General features: G+C 70.6%; 14 protein-coding genes. 5 read left to right on the top strand and 9 right to left on the bottom strand.

The genetic code is table 11. The annotated features are described in order from the left end of the window. Positions 1 to 6: 6 nt before the first annotated feature. Positions 7 to 945, top strand: coding sequence for an aminoglycoside phosphotransferase family protein (locus ACFWXQ_RS01955; protein ID WP_386267309.1), 939 nt, complete (start codon positions 7 to 9; stop codon positions 943 to 945). 115 nt (positions 946 to 1,060) lie between these two features. Here the strand turns inward: ACFWXQ_RS01955 and ACFWXQ_RS01950 are convergent, their stop codons facing one another. The 6 genes from ACFWXQ_RS01950 to ACFWXQ_RS01925 form a co-directional block, all read right to left on the bottom strand. Beyond that, the gene (locus ACFWXQ_RS01950; RefSeq protein WP_386267307.1) at positions 1,061 to 2,164 is read right to left on the bottom strand and encodes an XdhC family protein; all 1,104 of its coding nucleotides are present in this window, start codon (positions 2,162 to 2,164) and stop codon (positions 1,061 to 1,063) included. Further along, on the bottom strand, positions 2,157 to 3,365 hold the full coding sequence (locus ACFWXQ_RS01945) for a VWA domain-containing protein (protein ID WP_383954338.1): 1,209 nt from the start codon (positions 3,363 to 3,365) through the stop codon (positions 2,157 to 2,159). Before ACFWXQ_RS01945 ends, ACFWXQ_RS01950 begins: the two co-directional genes overlap by 8 nt. A gap of 10 nt (positions 3,366 to 3,375) precedes the next feature. After that, positions 3,376 to 4,233 (bottom strand): AAA family ATPase, encoded by an 858-nt coding sequence (locus ACFWXQ_RS01940; protein ID WP_383954340.1) that lies wholly within the window; start codon positions 4,231 to 4,233, stop codon positions 3,376 to 3,378. A gap of 568 nt (positions 4,234 to 4,801) precedes the next feature. After that, positions 4,802 to 5,662: an FAD binding domain-containing protein gene (locus ACFWXQ_RS01935; RefSeq protein WP_383954342.1), complete on the bottom strand. Its 861-nt coding sequence runs from the start codon at positions 5,660 to 5,662 to the stop codon at positions 4,802 to 4,804. Further along, positions 5,659 to 8,040, bottom strand: coding sequence for a xanthine dehydrogenase family protein molybdopterin-binding subunit (locus ACFWXQ_RS01930; RefSeq protein ID WP_383954344.1), 2,382 nt, complete (start codon positions 8,038 to 8,040; stop codon positions 5,659 to 5,661). Before ACFWXQ_RS01930 ends, ACFWXQ_RS01935 begins: the two co-directional genes overlap by 4 nt. Next, entirely contained in the window at positions 8,037 to 8,588 is a 552-nt protein-coding gene (locus ACFWXQ_RS01925; protein ID WP_386267305.1) for a (2Fe-2S)-binding protein, read from the bottom strand. Before ACFWXQ_RS01925 ends, ACFWXQ_RS01930 begins: the two co-directional genes overlap by 4 nt. A gap of 259 nt (positions 8,589 to 8,847) precedes the next feature. Between ACFWXQ_RS01925 and ACFWXQ_RS01920 the strand changes: the two genes are divergently transcribed. From ACFWXQ_RS01920 to ACFWXQ_RS01910, 3 genes are all read left to right on the top strand, one after another. Beyond that, positions 8,848 to 10,815: a GTP-binding protein gene (locus tag ACFWXQ_RS01920; protein ID WP_383954348.1), complete on the top strand. Its 1,968-nt coding sequence runs from the start codon at positions 8,848 to 8,850 to the stop codon at positions 10,813 to 10,815. 98 nt (positions 10,816 to 10,913) lie between these two features. Next, on the top strand, positions 10,914 to 12,773 hold the full coding sequence (locus tag ACFWXQ_RS01915) for a cellulase family glycosylhydrolase (RefSeq protein WP_383954350.1): 1,860 nt from the start codon (positions 10,914 to 10,916) through the stop codon (positions 12,771 to 12,773). 200 nt (positions 12,774 to 12,973) lie between these two features. Continuing rightward, positions 12,974 to 14,413 (top strand): M6 family metalloprotease domain-containing protein, encoded by a 1,440-nt coding sequence (locus ACFWXQ_RS01910; RefSeq protein ID WP_383957453.1) that lies wholly within the window; start codon positions 12,974 to 12,976, stop codon positions 14,411 to 14,413. 175 nt (positions 14,414 to 14,588) lie between these two features. On the opposite strand, the gene ACFWXQ_RS01905 is transcribed toward ACFWXQ_RS01910, so the two are convergent. Further along, entirely contained in the window at positions 14,589 to 15,473 is an 885-nt protein-coding gene (locus ACFWXQ_RS01905) for a sigma-70 family RNA polymerase sigma factor (RefSeq protein WP_383957318.1), read from the bottom strand. A 105-nt stretch (positions 15,474 to 15,578) separates the two neighbouring features. Here ACFWXQ_RS01905 and ACFWXQ_RS01900 point away from each other — a divergent pair, with 105 nt between their 5' ends. Beyond that, positions 15,579 to 16,340 (top strand): SDR family oxidoreductase, encoded by a 762-nt coding sequence (locus ACFWXQ_RS01900; RefSeq protein WP_383957316.1) that lies wholly within the window; start codon positions 15,579 to 15,581, stop codon positions 16,338 to 16,340. A 124-nt stretch (positions 16,341 to 16,464) separates the two neighbouring features. Here ACFWXQ_RS01900 and ACFWXQ_RS01895 read toward each other — a convergent pair whose 3' ends face one another. Together ACFWXQ_RS01895 and ctaD are read right to left on the bottom strand one after the other, a co-directional pair. Continuing rightward, positions 16,465 to 16,812, bottom strand: coding sequence for a hypothetical protein (locus ACFWXQ_RS01895; protein WP_383957319.1), 348 nt, complete (start codon positions 16,810 to 16,812; stop codon positions 16,465 to 16,467). 5 nt (positions 16,813 to 16,817) lie between these two features. Further along, positions 16,818 to 18,500, bottom strand: coding sequence for a cytochrome c oxidase subunit I (gene ctaD, locus ACFWXQ_RS01890; RefSeq protein ID WP_386267301.1), 1,683 nt, complete (start codon positions 18,498 to 18,500; stop codon positions 16,818 to 16,820). Positions 18,501 to 18,595: the final 95 nt, after the last annotated feature.

Here is an 18,595-nt window from a genome sequence, read left to right as displayed (position 1 = left end):
TGACCCTTGTCATCCGGTGACCCGCACGCCCACGACGACGTGACCATCGACGCCGGTCTCGTCCGCCGTCTGCTCGCCGTCCAGTTCCCCCAGTGGGCCGAACTCCCGATCTCACCGGTGCCCCGCTCAGGAATGGACAACGCGACCTTCCGGCTCGGCAACGTCCTGTCCGTACGACTGCCCCGCTACCCGCGCTGGGTCGGGCAGGTGGAGCGGGAGCACCGCTGGCTGCCGCTGCTCGCCCCGCATCTGCCGCTGACGGTGTCCGAACCGCTCGCGATGGGGGTGCCGGGGGACGGCTATCCCTTTCCCTGGTCGGTCTACCGGTGGCTGGAGGGCGAGACGGCGACCACCGAGGGGCTCGCGGATCCGGTGCGGGCGGCCGGACAACTGGCCGAGTTCATCAGGGCGTTGCGGAAGATCGACGCCACCGACGGGCCGGGACCGCAGTGGAGCAACGCGTTCCGCGGGATGCCCATGGGCGACGAACGCGACTCATTGGCCGCCGACGCCGTGGTCCGGCCGAAGATCGCCAAGCTGAAAGGAGTGGTCGACACCGACGCGGTGACAGCCGTGTGGGAGACGGCACTCGCGGCACCGGCCTGGGACGGACCGCCGGTCTGGTTCCACGGCGACCTCGCGACGGGCAACCTGCTGTCCGTCGACGGCCACCTCAGCGCGGTCATCGACTTCGGCACGCTCGGCGTCGGCGACCCCGCCGTCGACGTGCTGCCCGCGTGGAAGTTCCTGCCCGACGCGGCGCGCGGCACCTTCCGCGAGGCGCTCGGCGACGACGACGCCACCTGGGCACGCGGACGCGGCTGGGCGCTCGCCGGATCACTGCCGGCACTCGACGACCCCTTCTTCCAGGAGGACCCGGCCCGGGTGACCGCCGCCCTGCGCCACCTCGAAGCGATCATTGCCGACCACCGCGACGAGACCTGACACGACGAGATCTGACGCGACGAGTCCTGACGCGGCGAGTCCTGAGGCGCTGGGTCCTGAGGCGCTGGGTCCTGAGGCGCGGGACGACCGGCGCCGCCGCGACGGCCGTGGCTCGTCACCGTACCCGCGGGTGGATCTCCCCGGCCGTCGCCATCAGCGGGGCGCCGCTGCCTCCCCAGCGCAGCGCGACGATCTCGGCGGCGACGGACACGGCCACCTCCTCGGGCGTACGCGCCCCGAGGTCGAGGCCGACCGGCGAGCGCAGCCGGGCCAGTTCGGCCTCGCTCAGCCCGCCGTCCCGCAGCCGTTTCATCCGGTCGTCGTGCGTACGCCGACTGCCCATGGCCCCGATGTACGCGGCCGGGCGGCGCAGCGCCTCCTCCAGGAGCGGCACGTCGAACTTGGGGTCGTGGGTGAGGACGCAGATCACCGTGCGCTCGTCGGTCGGGGTGGCGTGCAGATAGCGGTGCGGCCACTCGACGACGACCTCCACACCCGCCGGGAAGCGCTTCGGGGTGGCGAAGACGGGCCGTGCGTCGCACACCGTGACCCGGTAGCCGAGGAAGGCGCCGATCCGGGCCACGGCGGCCGCGTAGTCGATCGCCCCGAAGACCAGCATCCGTGGCGGGGGAGCGAAGGAGTGCAGGAAGACCGTCACGGCGTCCTCGCGCCGCTCACCGCGTGGGCCGTAGTGCCGCTGTCCCGTGGCGCCCAGGGCCAGTTCGCCCCGGGCGTCGGCGGTCACCGCCACATCCAGGCCTGTCGTGCCGAGCGTGCCCGACACCTCGTCCTCCCAGACGGCGAGGGTCGCACCGAGCCGGGCCGGGCCGTCGATCACCGTGGCCACGGTCACCGGGCGGCCCGCGGCCACCGACTCCGCGACCGCCCCGAAGGACGGATCGAGGGCGGCGGTGACGGGCCGGACGAGGAGGGTGATCTCCCCGCCGCAGGTCAGACCGACGGCGAACGCGTCCTCGTCGCTGTACCCGAAGGTTTCGAGTCTGGCCTCGCCGGTCTCCACCACGTCCTGGGCCAGCTCGAAGACGGCGCCCTCGACACAGCCGCCGGAGACGCTGCCCACGACCTCGTCACCGGGTCCGACGGCCATGGAGGCGCCCGGATCCCGTGGCGCGCTCCGGCTGACGGCGACCACCGTGGCGAGACCGAACGGCGACCCCTCCGCGTACCACCGGCCGAGCGCCGGGAGGATCTCACGCATCGCCCGCTCCTCTCACCACCGCCGCCAGACGTTCCAGCGCGGCCAGACTGTGTCCCTCGACGAATGAGTCAACGCTCGGCAGCGCCGCCGCCATACCCGCGGCCAGGGGCGCGTAGCCGGGACGGGCCTTGCGCGGATTGGCCCAGATCACCCGGTGCGCCAGCCGGTGCAAGCGTCGCATCTGGGCCGCGAGCAGCTCGGGATCGCCACGCTCCCAGCCGTCCGACAGCACGACGACCACCGCGCCGCGCGCCATACCCCGCTGCCCCCACCGGTCGAGGAAGCCCCGCAGCAGTTCGCCGAGCCGGGTGCCGCCGCGCCAGTCCGGCACGGCCGCCGCGACGGCGGCCAGCGCGGTGTCGGGGTCGCGGTGCGTCAGCTCGCGGGTCACCCGGGTCAGCCGCGTCCCGATCGTGAACACCTCCGTACGCGCCCGGCCGACGCCGTGCGGGGCTGCATGCGCGGCGGCGTGCGCGAACCGCAGCAGCGCGTCCGCGTACGCGGCCATCGAGCCGCTCACGTCCACCAGCAGCACCACCCGGCGCGGTCGCTCGGCCCGCGCCCGCATCCGGGGCGGCGCGGGCTCGCCACCCCGCCGCAGCACCTCCCGCACAGTGCGTCGCGGATCGACGACCCCGCGCCTGGCCGGACGCAGCCGGGCGGTACGCCGCAGCTCGCCCCGCAGCGCGAACGCGGCCAGCAGCCGCCGGAGTTGACCCCGCTCGGCGTCGGTGAGCCCGGCGAAGTCCCGGTGCCGCAGCACCTCGGCGGAGCTCGCGAGGACCGCCGTGGGTACGGCATCCCGCTCGCCCTCGACCTGCGCACGGGGAGCGGGCCCCGCCTCCCGTACGGTCATCCGCAGCCTCGGCGGGGGAGCGGCCCGCATCCCCCGGCCCTCGGACTCCGCGCCCCCGAAACAGGCGGCGAACACCCGGTCGTACCGCTCCAGATCGTCCCGGCTGCCGCACAGGGTCAGCCGCCCCGACCAGTACACGTCGGACCGCATCCCCGGTCGCAGTACGTCGAGCGCGCCGAGGAAGGCCTGCACGCGGTCGGGCCCCGCATCGACCCCGGCGGCGCGCAGGGCACGGGCGAAGCCGACGAGGACGGCGGGCACGTCGACGGACCCCCCGGCGCGGTCCTCGACGCCGGCCCCGCGCTCCGCCCCGGTCACCTCACGCCCCGCTCGCTCCCCGCACATCCCACGCACCTCACGCGCCACGCACCGCGAGCAGTGCCGCCAGATCGAGCCCCCGGGCCCGTTCCAGGTCCTCCCGGTACTTCAGCACCGACCCCAGCGTGGAGATCGCCAGCTCCGCGTCGACCTCCGTCGCGCCGAGCGCGTCCAGGGCCTCCGCCCAGTCGATCGTCTCCGCGACTCCCGGCGGCTTCACCAGATCCTCCGTACGCAGCGCCTGTACGAGGCCGGTCACCTGCTCGGCGAGCCGTGCCGTCACACCCGGCAACCGCCTTCGCACGATGGCGAGTTCGCGGGCGAAGCCGGGATGGTCGAACCAGTGGTAGAGGCAGCGCCGCTTCAGCGCGTCGTGCACCTCGCGGGTCCGGTTGGAGGTGAGGACCACGACGGGCGGCGACTCGGCGCGCAGGGTGCCCAGTTCGGGGACGGTGACCGTGTACTCCGACAGCAGCTCCAGCAGGAACGCCTCGAACTCGTCGTCGGCACGGTCGATCTCGTCCACGAGCAGTACGCACGGCTGGGTCTCCAGGGCCCGCAGCAGCGGCCGGGCGACCAGGAACCGCCGTCCGTACAGCTCGCCCTCAAGGCGGTCGGCGTCGGTGACACCGGCCGCCTCGGCCGCCCGCAGATGCAGCAACTGGCGTGGGAAGTCCCAGTCGTACAGCGCCTGCGAGGCGTCGATGCCCTCGTAGCACTGAAGTCGGATCAGTGGAGCGTCCAGCGCGGCGGCGAGGGCCGACGCGAGCGAGGTCTTGCCCACACCCGCGTCCCCCTCGCAGAAGATCGGCCGACGCAGCCTCAGAGCGAGGAAACACGCGACCGCCAGACCGTCATCGACGAGATACCCCGTCCCCTCAAGCCGCTCCCGCACATCCCCGGGCCCCTTCGGCCAGGCGACCCCGCCACCGGGAGGCTCGCCCCCGACCGGGCCGCCGGGGGACGCCTGACGGCTGCTCGGTCGGTCGTCGGAGGGCCTGTCGGCGCTCACTTGGCCGTCGGGCAAGGCGCCATGGCTTGAGCCGGGCCCGGCACCTGAGCCTGTACCCGGCCCCGGCCCCGGCCCCGGCCCCGGCCCCGGCCTCGACTCGGGCGGCCGGCCCCCGTCCGGGCCGCCGGGGGACGCCTCATGGCTGCTCGGTGGGTCGTCGGAGGGCCTGTCGGCGCTCACTTGGCCGTCGGGCAAGGCGCCATGGCCCGAGCCCGGCCCGGAACCCGACCTCGGCCCCGGCCCCGGCCCGGAGCCCGAGCGTGCACCCGACTCCGACTCCGGCCCTGGCCCGGAACCCGGGCCTGCACCCGACCTCGACCCCGACCCTGGCCCCGAGCCCGCCCCGGAGCCCGAGCCTGCACCCGACCCCAGCCCTGACTCCGAGCCTGCCCCCGGCCCCGGCCCCGGCCCCGACTCCGCGCCCGCCCCGTCCATGCTTGCGATCGGCTCCTCACCCCATCCCCGCGGCGGCCAGCACCGAACGCCGTGTGAGTACTCGTGCCAGATGTGACCGGTACTCGGGTGAGGCGGACGGGTCGCCGGTCGGCCGGGTTCCCTCGGCCGCTGATCGCGCGGCCCCTGCCACACCGTCCGGACCCACGCCCACCAGTGCCTCCTCGGTTGCCGTGGCCCGCAGTGGAGTGGAGCCCATGTTGCCGAGACCGATCCGGGCCTCGGCGATGTGCCCGTTGTCGCGCCGCACCAGCGCCGCGACGCCGACCACGGCCCAGGCCTGTGCCACCCGGCTGAACTTCTCGTAGCGGAAGCCCCAGCCGTCGGCCACATCGGTCTTCGGGACCCGCACCTCCACCAGCAACTCGTCCGGCCGCAACGAGGTCTGGAGGTAGTCGACGAAGAACTCCCGTGCGGGGATGGTCCGTTGGCCACCGGGCCCCGCCGCGACCAGTTCCGCGTCCAGAGCCAGAGCCACCGCAGGCAGATCACCCGCGGGGTCGGCATGGGCCAGCGAGCCGCCCAGGGTGCCCCGATGGCGTATCGCGGGGTCGCCGACCGTCGCCGTGGCGGCCGCGAGGAGGCCCGCGTGTCGGCGTACCAGCGGATCCGCGAGGACGTCGTGGTGTGTGGTCAGCGCGCCTATGACCAGCGTGCCGCCGTCCTCACGCACCCCGCGCAGCCCGGGTATCCGGCCGACGTCCACGACCAGTTCGGGGAAGGTGAGCCGCAACCGCAGCAGCGGCAGCAGACTCTGCCCGCCCGCCAGTACCTTCGCATCCTCGCCCGCGTCGCCGAGCGTCCGTACGGCCTCCTCGACGCTCGCGGGCCTGACGTACTCGAATGCCGGAGGAATCATGACCGGGTCTCCTCCCTGGTCTGAGCGGCCTGAAGGGCCTCCCAGACCCGCCCCGGCGAGCAGGGCATCGCGATGTCCTGGACGCCCAACGGCCGGAGCGCGTCCACGATCGCGTTGACGACGGCGGGCGTCGAGGCGATCGTCCCGGCCTCGCCAACTCCCTTCACCCCCAAGGGATTAGAGGTGGCGGGCGTCTCCGTGCGACCGGTAGTGAACTCGGGCAGATCCACCGCGGAGGGCACCAGATAGTCGGCCATGGTGCCCGAGACCAGGTTGCCCTCGGCGTCGTACACCGCCTCCTCGTACAGCGCCTGCGCGATGCCCTGGGCGAGCCCGCCGTGCACCTGTCCCTCGACGATCACCGGGTTGATGACCCGGCCGACGTCGTCGACGCACACGTACGAACGGATCGACGTCCGCCCGGTCTCCGTGTCGACCTCGACCGCGCACAGGTGTGTGCCGTGCGGGTAGGAGAAGTTGTCCGGGTCGACCAGGTGCTCGGCGTTGATGGTCGGCTCCATGCCATCGGGCAGGTCGTGCGAGGAGAACGTCTCGAAGGCGACCTCCTGGATCGTCTTCCGCGCCTCGGGCGACCCCTTCACGGAGAACGCGCCGCCCGTGAACTCCAGGTCGTGCTCGCTGGCCTCCAGCAGATGCGCGGCCACCCTCCGCGCCTTGTCGACGACCTTCTGGGCCGCGTGATGGACGGCCGAGCCTCCGACGACGAGCGACCGCGAGCCGTACGTGTCCATGCCCTGCGGCGCCGACCTGGTGTCGCCGTGCACGACCTCGACGTCCTCGAAGGGCACCCCGAGCACATCGGCGGCGATCTGGCTCCAGCAGGTCTCGTGCCCTTGCCCGTGCGGGCTGGTCCCGGTGACCACCTCGACCTTGCCGGTGGGCAGCATACGGATGCTCGCCGCCTCCCAGCCGCCCGCCGCGTACCGCAGATCCCGCAGCACCCGGCTCGGCGCGAGCCCGCACATCTCGGTGTACGTGGACACCCCGATCCCGAGCCGCACGGAGTCGCTGCTCTCGTTGCGCTTGGCCTGCTCGGCGCGCAGCTCGTCGTACCCGAAGAGAGTGAGAGCCTTGTCGGTGGCGGCCTCGTAGTTGCCGCTGTCGTAGGTCAGCCCGGAGACCGACGTGTACGGGAACTCGTCGTGCCCGATCCAGTTCCGGCGCCGCAACTCCACCGGATCCAGGCCGAGTTCGACGGCCAGCTCGTCCATGATCCGCTCGATGGCGTACGTCGCCTCCGGGCGCCCGGCACCGCGGTACGCGTCTGTGGGCGTGCGCGTCGTGAAGACACCCGTGCACGTGAAGTCGTACGCGTCCATCTTGTAGATCGCCGGATACATGAAGGCGCCCAGGATCGGAATGCCCGGCGTGACGAGCATCAGATAGGCGCCCATGTCGGCGAGCAGGTCGACCTTGAGACCGAGCAGTCTGCCCTCGCGGGTCGCGGCGATCTCGATGTCCTGGACCTGGCCGCGCCCGTGGTGGGTGGCGAGGTAGCCCTCGGAGCGGGACTCGGTCCACTTGACCGGCCGGCCGAGGCGCCGCGCGATGTCGAGGGCGATGACCTCCTCGCCGTACACCTGGAGCTTGGAGCCGAAGCCGCCGCCGACGTCGGGGGCGACCACACGCAGTTTGTGCTCGGGGACGCCGGTGACCATGGAGAGCATCACCCGCAGGACGTGCGGGACTTGGGTCGCCGAGTACACCGTGTACTCGCCGGATGCGGCCAGCGGGGTGACGACCACCGCGCGCGGTTCCATGGCGTTGGGGATGAGCCGCTGCTGGAGATAGCGGCGGCGCACGACGACATCGGCGCGCTGCCGAACCGTCTCGTAGTTCTCGCCCGTGGCCAGCGGCCAGACGAAGCAGCGGTTGGTTCCCTTGTCCGAGTGGACCAGTGGCGCGTCGTCGGCGAGCGCGGCCTCCAGATCGAGCACCGGGGGCAGCGGCTCGTAGTCGACCTCGATCGCTTCGAGCGCGTCGGCGGCCGCGTACCGGTCGCGGGCCACGACGACCGCCACCGGGTCGCCCGCGTACCGCACCTCGTCGACTGCGACGGACGGGTGGTCCGGCAGCACGATGTCCTCGGTCACCGGCCAGGCGCACGGCAGCGAGGCCGTCCCCTCCGCGAGGTCGCGGCCGGTGAACGCGGCGATGACACCGGGCCGTTGGAGCGCGGGCGTCACGTCGACACGGTCGATGCGGGCGTGCGCCATCGGGCTGCGCAGGATGGCCAGATGCAGCAGCCCGTTGACGCTGATGTTGTCGGTCCAGTTCGTCTGACCAGTGACAAGCCGGGCGTCCTCCTTGCGGGCCCGGGACCGGCCGACCTCGCGCTCGGTGATCTGCTCGCTCATGTCCTTGCCTCCTGGCCGGAAGCCGCAGAAGCCACGGAAGCCGCAGAAGCCACGGAAGCCGCAGAAGCCACGGAAGCCCGATCCGCCTCGGGGGCCCCGGAAGCGGCGAGCACCGCGCGCACGATGTTCTGATAGCCCGTGCACCGGCAGAGATTGCCTTCCAGCGCATGCCGGACGTCGTCCGCGCTCGGCTGCGGATTCTCGCTAAGCAGATCACGCGCGGCCATGATCATCCCCGGCGTGCAGTACCCGCACTGCAGGGCGTGGTGCTCGTGGAACGCCTTCTGCAGGGGATGCCACTCCCCGTTCGTGGCCAGCCCCTGGACGGTGGTCACTTCGCTCCCGTCGGCCTGGACCGTGAGCACCGAGCAGCTCTTGACGGTCTCGCCGTCCAGATCGACCGTGCAGGCCCCGCAGTTGGACGTGTCGCAGCCAATCGGGGTGCCGGTCAGACCCAGCCGGTCACGCAGATAGTGGATCAGCAGAAGACGGGGTTCCACCTCGTCCTCGTACGTCGTGCCGTCCACCTTCACCGAGATACGGGTCATGTGCCCTCCCAGAGAACGGTGCGAGGGAAATCAGCCACCGGACGTGATGGGCGTCACTCTAGGACCGTGTCCCGGGAGGGGCGAGTGCCGCGACAGGCTTTGTTGAGCGTTAATCCGTTGCTCGCAGCTGCCAGGGCCTGATGCACTGAAAGGGATCAGCCGCGAGGCACAGTCGACCGGAATCAAGGAGCAGCAATGCGCGCACCGTTCATGTCCACCCAGGAAGGAATCCCCCTCACTTCAAAGGACATGACAAGCGGTGCACACGCTGAACCTTGGAATTCTGGCGCACGTAGACGCCGGTAAGACAAGCCTGACCGAGCGGCTGCTGCACACCGTCGGGATCATCGACGAGATCGGCAGCGTCGACGACGGCAGCACCCAGACCGACTCCCTCGCGCTGGAACGACAGCGCGGTATCACCATCAAGTCGGCCGTCGTCTCGTTCGAGATCGACGACGTCACGGTCAATCTGATCGACACACCCGGTCACCCGGACTTCATCGCCGAGGTGGAGCGGGTCCTGAGCGTGCTCGACGGCGCGGTGCTCGTGGTCTCGGCCGTGGAGGGCGTCCAGGCGCAGACGCGTGTCCTGATGCGGACGCTGCGACGGCTGCGCGTTCCCACGCTCGTCTTCGTCAACAAGATCGACCGCCGGGGCGCACGGGACGAGGCCGTGCTCCGGGCCGTCACCGAGCGCCTCACCCCGGCCGTGGTCCCGATGGGCCGGACCGCCGCACAGGGCACGCCCGAGGCGCGTTTCGTCCCGGGGATCGCCCCGGACGCGCTCGACGTGCTGGCCGACCACGACGACCGGCTGCTCACCGCGTACGTCGAGGGCGGAGTGCCGGACGGTCTGCTCCGCGCGGCACTCGCGGACCAGACCCGGGGTGCCCTCGTGCACCCGGTGTTCTTCGGCTCCGCCATGACGGGCGCGGGCGTGGACGAGCTGATCGCCGGCATCAGGGACCTGCTCCCCGCCGGCGAGAGCGACACCGCAGGACAGGTCTCCGGCACGGTCTTCAAGGTCGAGCGGGGCCGGGCGGGGGAGCGGGTCGCGTACGCGCGGATGTTTTCCGGGGCCCTCCGCACCCGGGACCGGGTGACCTTCGGAGGCGGCAGGGAAGGCAAGGTCACCGCGGTCCGTGTCTTCGAACGCGGCTCGGACGCCAGGGACGGCCTGCTGTCCGCCGGCCGCATCGGCAAGCTGTGGGGCCTCGACGGCATCAGGATCGGCGACAGCATCGGCGCCCCCCGCCCGTCGTACGAGCACTTCTTCGCTCCGCCGACTCTCGAAACCGTCGTTGTGCCGAACCGCCTCGCCGACACGGGCGCCCTGCACACCGCACTCACCCAGCTCGCCGAGCAGGACCCGCTGATCAACCTGCGTCTGGACGACACACGGCGGGAGATCTCCGTGTCCCTCTACGGCGAGGTGCAGAAGGAGGTCGTCCAGGCGACCCTGGCCGACGAGTTCGGCCTCGACGTCGGCTTCCGCGAGACGACGACGATCTGCGTCGAGCGGCCCGTCGGCAGCGGCACGGCGGTCGAGTTCAACGGCAAGGAACCCAACCCGTTCCTCGCCACGGTCGGACTGCGCGTCGACCCGGCGCCGGTCGGCTCCGGCGTGGAGTTCCGCCTGGAGGTCGAGCTGGGTGCCATGCCGTACGCCTTCTTCAAGGCCGTCGAGGACACCGTGAAGGAGACCCTGGACCAGGGAATCCACGGCTGGCGGGTCACCGACTGCACGGTCACCATGACCCACTCCGGCTACTCGCCCCGGCAGAGCCATGCGCACCAGGGCTTCGACAAGAGCATGTCGAGCACGGGAGCGGACTTCCGAGGCCTCACCCCGCTCGTGCTGATGGAGGCGCTGCGAGAGGCCGGCAGCCAGGTGTACGAGCCGATGCACGGATTCCGCCTGGAGGCCCCGGTGGACACACTGGGCGCCCTGCTCCCGGTCCTCGCCGGGCTGCGGGCGGTGCCCAGGACGACGGAGACGCGGGGCACGTCATGTGTGCTGGAGGGGGCCATCCCCGCGGCTCAGGTGCACGGCCTCGAACAACGGCTACCGGGTCTGACCAGCGGAGAGGGCGAGCTGGAGGCCGCGTTCGACCACTACGCGCCGGTCGCGCGCGGCACGGTCCGGGAGCGTCCGCGTACCGATCACAACCCTCTCAACCGCAAGGAGTACCTGCTGAACGTGACGCGGCGAATCGGCGGGTGACCGGCGGGTGATCGGCACAACTCCATTCCGGAAAAGGTGACTTACTCTCAAGTCAGGAGTCTTGACGGGCCGAAGAGGCACCCGCGACTGTTGTGCGCATGTCGAAGTTGCGTGTGCATCTGCTCGGCGTCCTCGTCCTCCTGACCGGTCTCCTGACGACCACCGGAGCTCAGCCCGCCGCAGCCCTCCCCGACGATCTGTGGTTCGACCCGGCCGCCGCCGCGACCCTCACGGTCCAGAACGGCCGCTTCACCGACGGCCTCGGCCGCGAGGTCGTGCTGCGCGGCTACAACGTCTCCGGCGAGACGAAACTCAAGGAGAACAACGGCCTCCCATTCGCGTCGGTCGCGGACGCCAAGAAGTCCGCGACCGCGCTGCGGGCGCTCGGCGGCGGCAACTCCGTCCGCTTCCTGCTCTCCTGGGCCTACGCGGAGCCCACGCGCGGCCAGGTGGACCCGGCCTACCTGGCCGCCGCCACCGACCAGATACGCGCGTTCCTGGACGCCGGCATCCGCGTGTACCCCGACTTCCACCAGGACCTCTACTCCCGCTGGCTGTTCGACTCGGACAGCTGGTACACCGGCGACGGCGCCCCCAAGTGGGCCGTCGACCTCGGTGACTACCCCGACGAGTACTGCGGCATCTGCCCGTTCTGGGGCCAGAACATCACCTCGAACGCGGCCGTGACACAGGCCACTTACGACTTCTGGCACAACGAGTACGGCCTCCAGGACGCCTTCCTCGACACCGCCCAGAAGACGATGACGTATGTGAAGCAGAACCTCACCGCTACCCAGTTCGCGGGCGTCGTCGGCTTCGACCCGTGGAACGAGCCGCACGCGGGCACCTACGACTCGGGCCAGACCAGCCGGGCGTGGGAGAAGGACGTCCTGTGGCCGTTCTACGTCAAGTTCCGTGCCCGCATGGACGCGGCGGGCTGGCAGGCCAAACCGGCCTTCGTCGAGCCGAACCTCTTCTGGAACGCCAACATCGACTTCCAGAAGCAGGAGGGCGGACTGCTCGACGCGACCCTCGGCTCGCGCTACGTCTTCAACACCCACTTCTACGACCAGAAGGCCATCTCCGGCGTCTTCATGTGGGGCAAGGCCGAGGACGGCCAGTACGTCGGCGACTTCGGCACCGTCCGCGACCGGGCCACGGCCACCGGGACGACGGCCATCATCAGCGAGTTCGGACACCCGCTCACCGGCTCCGTCTCCGACAAGGCGCCGACGGTCTACAAGGCGATGTACCAGGCCCTCGACTCCCGGGTGAAGGGCGCCAACTGGTGGGCGGAACCGGCGAGTTCGGGTCCCGTCCTGTCCGGCTCCCAGTGGCAGTGGGACATCTACAACGGCCGCCACCACGAGCTGATGAACGACAACCCGAACGAGGTGCAGACCGAGGGAGACGCCTGGAACGACGAGGACCTCTCCGCGGTACGCCTCGACGACTCCGGCAAGGCCGTACTGCGCCAGGACGCGCGGATGCTCGACCGCGTCTACCCCAGCGCCACCGCGGGCCGCTCGCTGGCGTTCACCTTCGAGGACCGCTCACGGGACGGTTCCACGACGCTGACGTGGAACCCGGTGCCGAGCTCCCTGCCGAACGTCGCGCAGCTGGTGGGCTCCGGCCAGTACGCGCTGCAGGTCTGGCGCTCCGACGGCAGCGCCGAGCCGACGGAACTGCACCTCCCGGCGTCCTTCCCGAACGCGTCGACCACGGTGGTCTCCGACCTCGGAACGGTGTTCGGTCCGCCGGCGTACACCCGCACCACTCCGATCGCCACGGCGGCCGAGCCGGGCGGCACCGGTAGCCGCCGGCTGCTGCTCACGGCCCCCGACTCGGGCACGCTGCACTATGCCCTGGTCACCAATGGTGCGACCGCCCCGTCCGCCGCGGTGCTGAGCGCGGCGCGTTCGGAGCTGGCTTCTTGGATGGCGTCCGAGTTCAACTAGGGGCTCCGCCGGGAGCTTTGTCCGTTGGCTGCGGATTCGTTGTGGCTGGTCGCGCAGTTCCCCGCGCCCCTTTGGGGCGCGGGGACGTTGACATTAATCTCACCCCCAACTACTAGAAGGCGTACGGCCTTCGCACGGCCGGATCTTTCTGGATGTTCCGTGTCCGGCAAGAGGGGTTCGTCCCCTGAAGGGGGTGCCTGATGCGTCATACGCTCAGCCCTGTACGACCAGTCCACGACTGTGCCGCAGCCTGCCCGGTACCGCTGTCGCCCCAGGCCCTGGCGCAGCTGTACGCCCGCTATCTCGAACTGCTCAAGCAGCGCCGCCTGCCCGGGAACACGACGTTCGAGGAGTACTACACCGTCTGGCGCGCGGGACGACGGGGCGAGAACCTCGTCGGCCTCGACGACGGAGCCCTCGACCCGGGTCCGAGCACCGACAAACAGCTCATCACCCGGCCGTCGTCCCAACTCCGCGGAACCATACGGACGTTGGTGCTGCTCGTCGACTTTCCCGACCAGCCGCACGAGGTCGACCACGGCCCCGGCCACTACGACAGCATGCTCTTCGGCCTCGACGAGTTCCCGACGGGCAGCATGCGTTCGTTCTACCGCGACGTCAGCGCCTTCGACACCTCACCGAGCACCGGAATCGACGTCCAGGGTGAGGTGCACGGCTGGTTCCGGATGCCGCAGCCGCTGTCCTTCTACGCCGACGGCAACTCCGGCATGAACGCCAACTTCCCGCGCAACTCACAGGGGTTGGCGCGCGACGCCGTACTGGCGGCCCGCGACGCCGGAGTCGACTTCACCTCCTTCGACGCACTCGACGAGGGAGTCGTCACCGCCCTGTTCGTCATCCACGCCGGACGCGGCGCCGAGCAGACGACCCAGCGCGGTGACCTGTGGAGCCTCAAGTGGACGATCCCCGGCGGCGTCGAGGTCGCTCCGGGCCTGTCCGCGCGCACCTTCCTGACCGTCCCCGAGGACAGTGCCGTCGGCGTCTGCGCCCATGAGTGGGGCCACCTCGCGGCACGCTGGGCCGACTACTACGACACCGGCCAGCAGCAGCTGACCCGCTCGGCCGGACTCGGCAACTACTGCCTGATGGCTGGCGGTTCATGGGGCAACGGCGGTCTGACCCCGGTCTTCCCGACCGCCATGCTGCGTATGTTCCACGGCTGGATCGAGCCCCAGGTGGTGAACAAGACCACCCGGGACATCAGGCTGCGGCCCGCCGCCGAGGACGGCGAAGCGGTGTTCATCCAGAACCCCGCGACCATGTCCGACAGCCAGTACATACTCGTCGAGTACCGCCGCCGTCGCGGCCAGGACGCCTTCCTGCCCGACGAGGGGATCGCCGTCTACGTCGTCGACGAATCGATCGACAACGTCAACGACGAACAGAACCTGGCCATCGAACTCCTCCAGGCGGACGGCCGCGGCGACCTCTCCCGGATGTTCGGCCGGGGCAACCGCGGTGACAGCGACGACCTGTACCCGTTCAAGGACAACACCACCGTCGGCGAGAAAACGGCTCCCGCCCTGAACCTGCCCCAGGGCACCTGGACCGGGGTCACGATCGAGACGGTGGGCACCCCCGGGGCCGACGAGATGACGGTGCACGTCACGGTGGCGTAGAGGGCCGTCGCCGGGGCCGCGGCGCCCTGACCTGCGGGTCAGGGCGCCAACGGCTCACGGTGCTTCGGTTTCCTCCGGCCGACCGGTCGGTGACCTCGTGCCCGCCCCGTCCCGACCCGCGCCGGCCCGTGCCGTACGGGTCATAGGGTCCCTACGCCGACGCGCCCTACCGTCGTCAGTCGTCGAGCACCGCGAGCTCCAGTGCGGCGAGGCAGTCGGGGTCCGCGACGACGTCGATCCTGGTGATCATGTCGTCCGTGATGGTGAAGGCGAGCACCAGGAAGAGCCGCCCCTGCGGAGCCATCGCGAGTCCGACCGAACCGTTCACCAGCGCGGGACCGGTGAACCGGGCCCGGCCCGTGGCGGCCATCGCGCCCTCGGCGACCGTACGCGCCCCGCTCACCACGACGGGCTCGGGCGTCGGGATGACCGACCTGTCGGCGTGCAGCACCACGTCCGGGTGGAGCAGGGCGACCAGCGCGTCGAAGTTCCCGCCGCGGGTGGCGGCCAGGAAGGCGTCCACGACGCGGCGCCGACGGGCCAGATCGGCCTCGGGCAGCGGTGAGGCCCCCTTGACCCGGCGCCTGGCACGGCTCGCGAGCTGTCGGACGGCGGCCGGAGAACGCTCCAGCATCGGGCCGATCTCGTCGAAGGGCACGGCGAACATGTCGTGCAGGACGAAGGAGAGCCGCTCGGCCGGGGACAGCGTGTCCAGCACGACCAGCAGGGCCACCCCGACCGAGTCGGCCAGCAGCGCCTCCTCCTCGGGATCGCGCCCGTCGTCCCGACCGTGGGCCGGAACGGGTTCCTGCGCTTCGAGCGACTCCTCACGCCGGTGCTCCCGCGAGCGCAGCATGTTGAGGCACACCCGCGCCACCACCGTCGTCAGCCACCCGCCGATGTTCTCCACGCCGTCGGTGTCGGGGCGGCCCACCCGCAGCCAGGCGTCCTGAAGAGCGTCGTCGGCCTCACTCGCGGAACCGAGCATCCGGTACGCCATCGCGTGCAGCCGGGGCCGGTGCTCCTCGAATCCCTCGGTCAGCCAGTCGAGCTCGTTCACGTGTCACATTCCTTCGTCGGCCGGGGTCATGGCAGTAGATCCACAAAAACCCAGCCGAAGGTACCGGGAGCCGGACTCCCGGGCCGAGCGATTTACGGAGGAACCATGACGACTCCCATCCTGGTCACCGGCGGTACGGGCACCCTCGGCAGCCACGTCGTCCCCCTCCTGCGGGAGGCCGGCCACGACGTGCGGGTCCTCAGCAGGCACGGCCGCGCATCCGATGAAGGCGTCGAGTACGTGACCGCCGACCTTCTCAAGGGCGAGGGCATCGAGGCCGCGCTGGCCGGAGTCGAGACAGTCCTCCACCTCGCGGGCGGCCCCAAGGGCGACGACGAGGCGACCCGCAACCTGGTGCGGGCCGCGTCCGACGCCGGGGTACGGCACCTGGTCTACATCTCGGTGACCGGCGCGGACGCGGTCCCGCTCGGCTACTTCCGGGCCAAGCTGGGCGCCGAGCGCGCCGTGGCAGACTCCGGCATCCCATGGACGACACTGCGGGCCGCCCAGTTCCACGACCTGGTCCTGAAGATGGCACAGGGGATGGCGAAGCTGCCCGTGATCCCGGTCCCGGGCGGACTCCGCTTCCAGCCGGTCGACTCCCGTGACGTGGCCGCCCGACTGGTCGAACTGACCCTCGCCGGGCCGGCCGGCCTGGTCCCCGACCTGACCGGCCCAACGACCTACACCCTGACCGACCTCCTCACCACCTACCTGAAGACCCACGGCAAGCGCCGCCCCATGCTCCCCGTCCGCATACCGGGAAAGGCCGGCCGCGCGTACCGCGCCGGCGACAACCTCTCCTTCACGAACACCACCGTGGGCAAGCGGACTTGGGAGGACTTCCTGGCGGAGCGGGTCGGCTGAGCGCGACTGGTGAGTTCCGCTGCAGTACAGCGCGCCCCGTAAGGGGCGCGGGGAACTGCGCGACCAGCCACGGCCGGCCCGCAGCTGTCGAACGACCCTCCCGCGGAGCGGAACACTCACCACGTCATGGCCGGACCAGAGAGAGGACCGCCACGCCGGCCGCGCTGAGGAGCCCCATCCCAAACAACCACCCCGCAAGCAGCCGCCGACGCAACACCCGATACGCCCCCTCATACTCACCCCGCAACTCAGCACCCCGCTGAACCGTCCGCCGCCACGAAACCCCCGCAAGCGCCACGTACACCTCCGCGAACCGCTCCTCGACCTCGACCCGCTGACTGTCGGTCAGCCACCCGAACTGCCGGGTGAAACGGCCCGCTTCGGCCCGCCCCTCACCCCGGGTGGCCTCGATCAGAAGATGACCCTCCAACTCGTGGATCAACGCCCCCGCATCGACCGGCCGTTCGTCCATCGCCGTCACCGCAGGACCCTCTCCGGCGCAGGCAACTGCCCGGCCACGGCACCGATTTCGGGATGGTGCAGGTCGAACGCCGGGGACTCGGAACGGATCCGCGGCAGGACGACGAAGTTGTGCCGCGGCGGCGGGCAGGAGGTCGCCCACTCCAGCGAACGGCCGTAACCCCACGGGTCGTCGACCTCGACCTTCTTGCCGTACTTCGCCGTCTTCCACACGTTGTAGAAGAACGGCAGCAGGGACAGCCCGAGGACGAAGGAGAAGATGCTGGACACCGTATTGAGGACCGTCAGTCCTTCCACGGCCAGATAGTCGGGAATCCGGCGCTGCATCCCGTTCGTGCCCAGCCAGTGCTGGACGAGGAAGGTGCCGTGGAAGCCGATGAACAGCGTCCAGAAGGTGATCTTGCCGAGGCGTTCGTCGAGCATCTTGCCGGTGAACTTCGGCCACCAGAAGTGGAAGCCGGAGAACATCGCGAACACCACCGTGCCGAACACCACGTAGTGGAAGTGCGCCACCACGAAGTACGAGTCCGAGACGTGGAAGTCCATCGGCGGCGAGGCCAGGATGACACCGGTCAGACCACCGAAGGTGAAGGTGATCAGGAAGCCCGTCGCCCACAGCATCGGGGTCTCGAACGACAGGGACCCCTTCCACATGGTGCCGATCCAGTTGAAGAACTTCACCCCGGTCGGCACGGCGATGAGGAACGTCATGAAGGAGAAGAACGGCAGCAGCACCCCGCCGGTGACATACATGTGGTGCGCCCACACCGTCACCGACAGGCCGGCGATGGCGATGGTCGCGCCGATCAGGCCCATGTAGCCGAACATCGGCTTGCGGGAGAAGACCGGGATGACCTCGCTGATGATGCCGAAGAACGGCAGCGCGATGATGTACACCTCTGGATGCCCGAAGAACCAGAACAGGTGCTGCCACAGCAACGCTCCGCCGTTGGCGGCGTCGAAGATGTGTGCGCCGAATTTCCGATCCGCCTCCAGCGCGAACAGCGCGGCGGCCAGGACGGGGAAGGCGAGCAGCACGAGGACCGAGGTGAGCAGCACGTTCCACACGAAGATCGGCATGCGGAACATCGTCATGCCGGGGGCGCGCATGCAGATGATGGTGGTGATGAAGTTGACCGCGCCCAGGATGGTGCCGAAGCCGGAGAACGCCAGACCCATGATCCACATGTCGGCGCCGATGCCCGGCGAGCGCACCGCGTCGGAGAGCGGGCTGTAGGCGAACCAGCCGAAGTCGGCCGCGCCCTGCGGGGTGAGGAAACCGCCGACCGCGATCAGCGAGCCGAACAGGTACAGCCAGTAGGCGAACATGTTCAGCCGGGGGAACGCCACGTCGGGCGCGCCGATCTGCAGCGGCATGATCCAGTTGGTGAAGCCGGCGAACAGCGGCGTCGCGAACATCAGCAGCATGATCGTGCCGTGCATCGTGAACGCCTGGTTGAACTGCTCGTTCGACATGATCTGCGTGCCCGGACGGGCCAGCTCGGCGCGCATGAACAGCGCCATCACGCCACCGATGCAGAAGAACGCGAACGACGTGACCAGGTACAACGTACCGATCGTCTTGTGGTCAGTGGTGGTCAGCCAGCGGACGGCGGCGAGGCCCGGGCGACGGCCCGCACGCGGGGGCGCGAGCGCCGGGGTGACAGTGTTGCTCTCCATACCCCGCCTGTGTCCGCGGCCCGTCCCGGCGTCACACTGGAGCCGAGCGACAAGGATCACCGCATGCGGGTGTGACGATCGAGGGACTGCCGGAC

It is taken from the genome of Streptomyces sp. NPDC058697, assembly GCF_042715345.1.
GTDB classification, from domain to species: Bacteria; Actinomycetota; Actinomycetes; order Streptomycetales; family Streptomycetaceae; genus Streptomyces; species Streptomyces liliifuscus.
The sequence above is the reverse complement of the archived record's forward strand: the minus strand, read 5'-3'. Positions and strand labels throughout refer to the sequence as shown.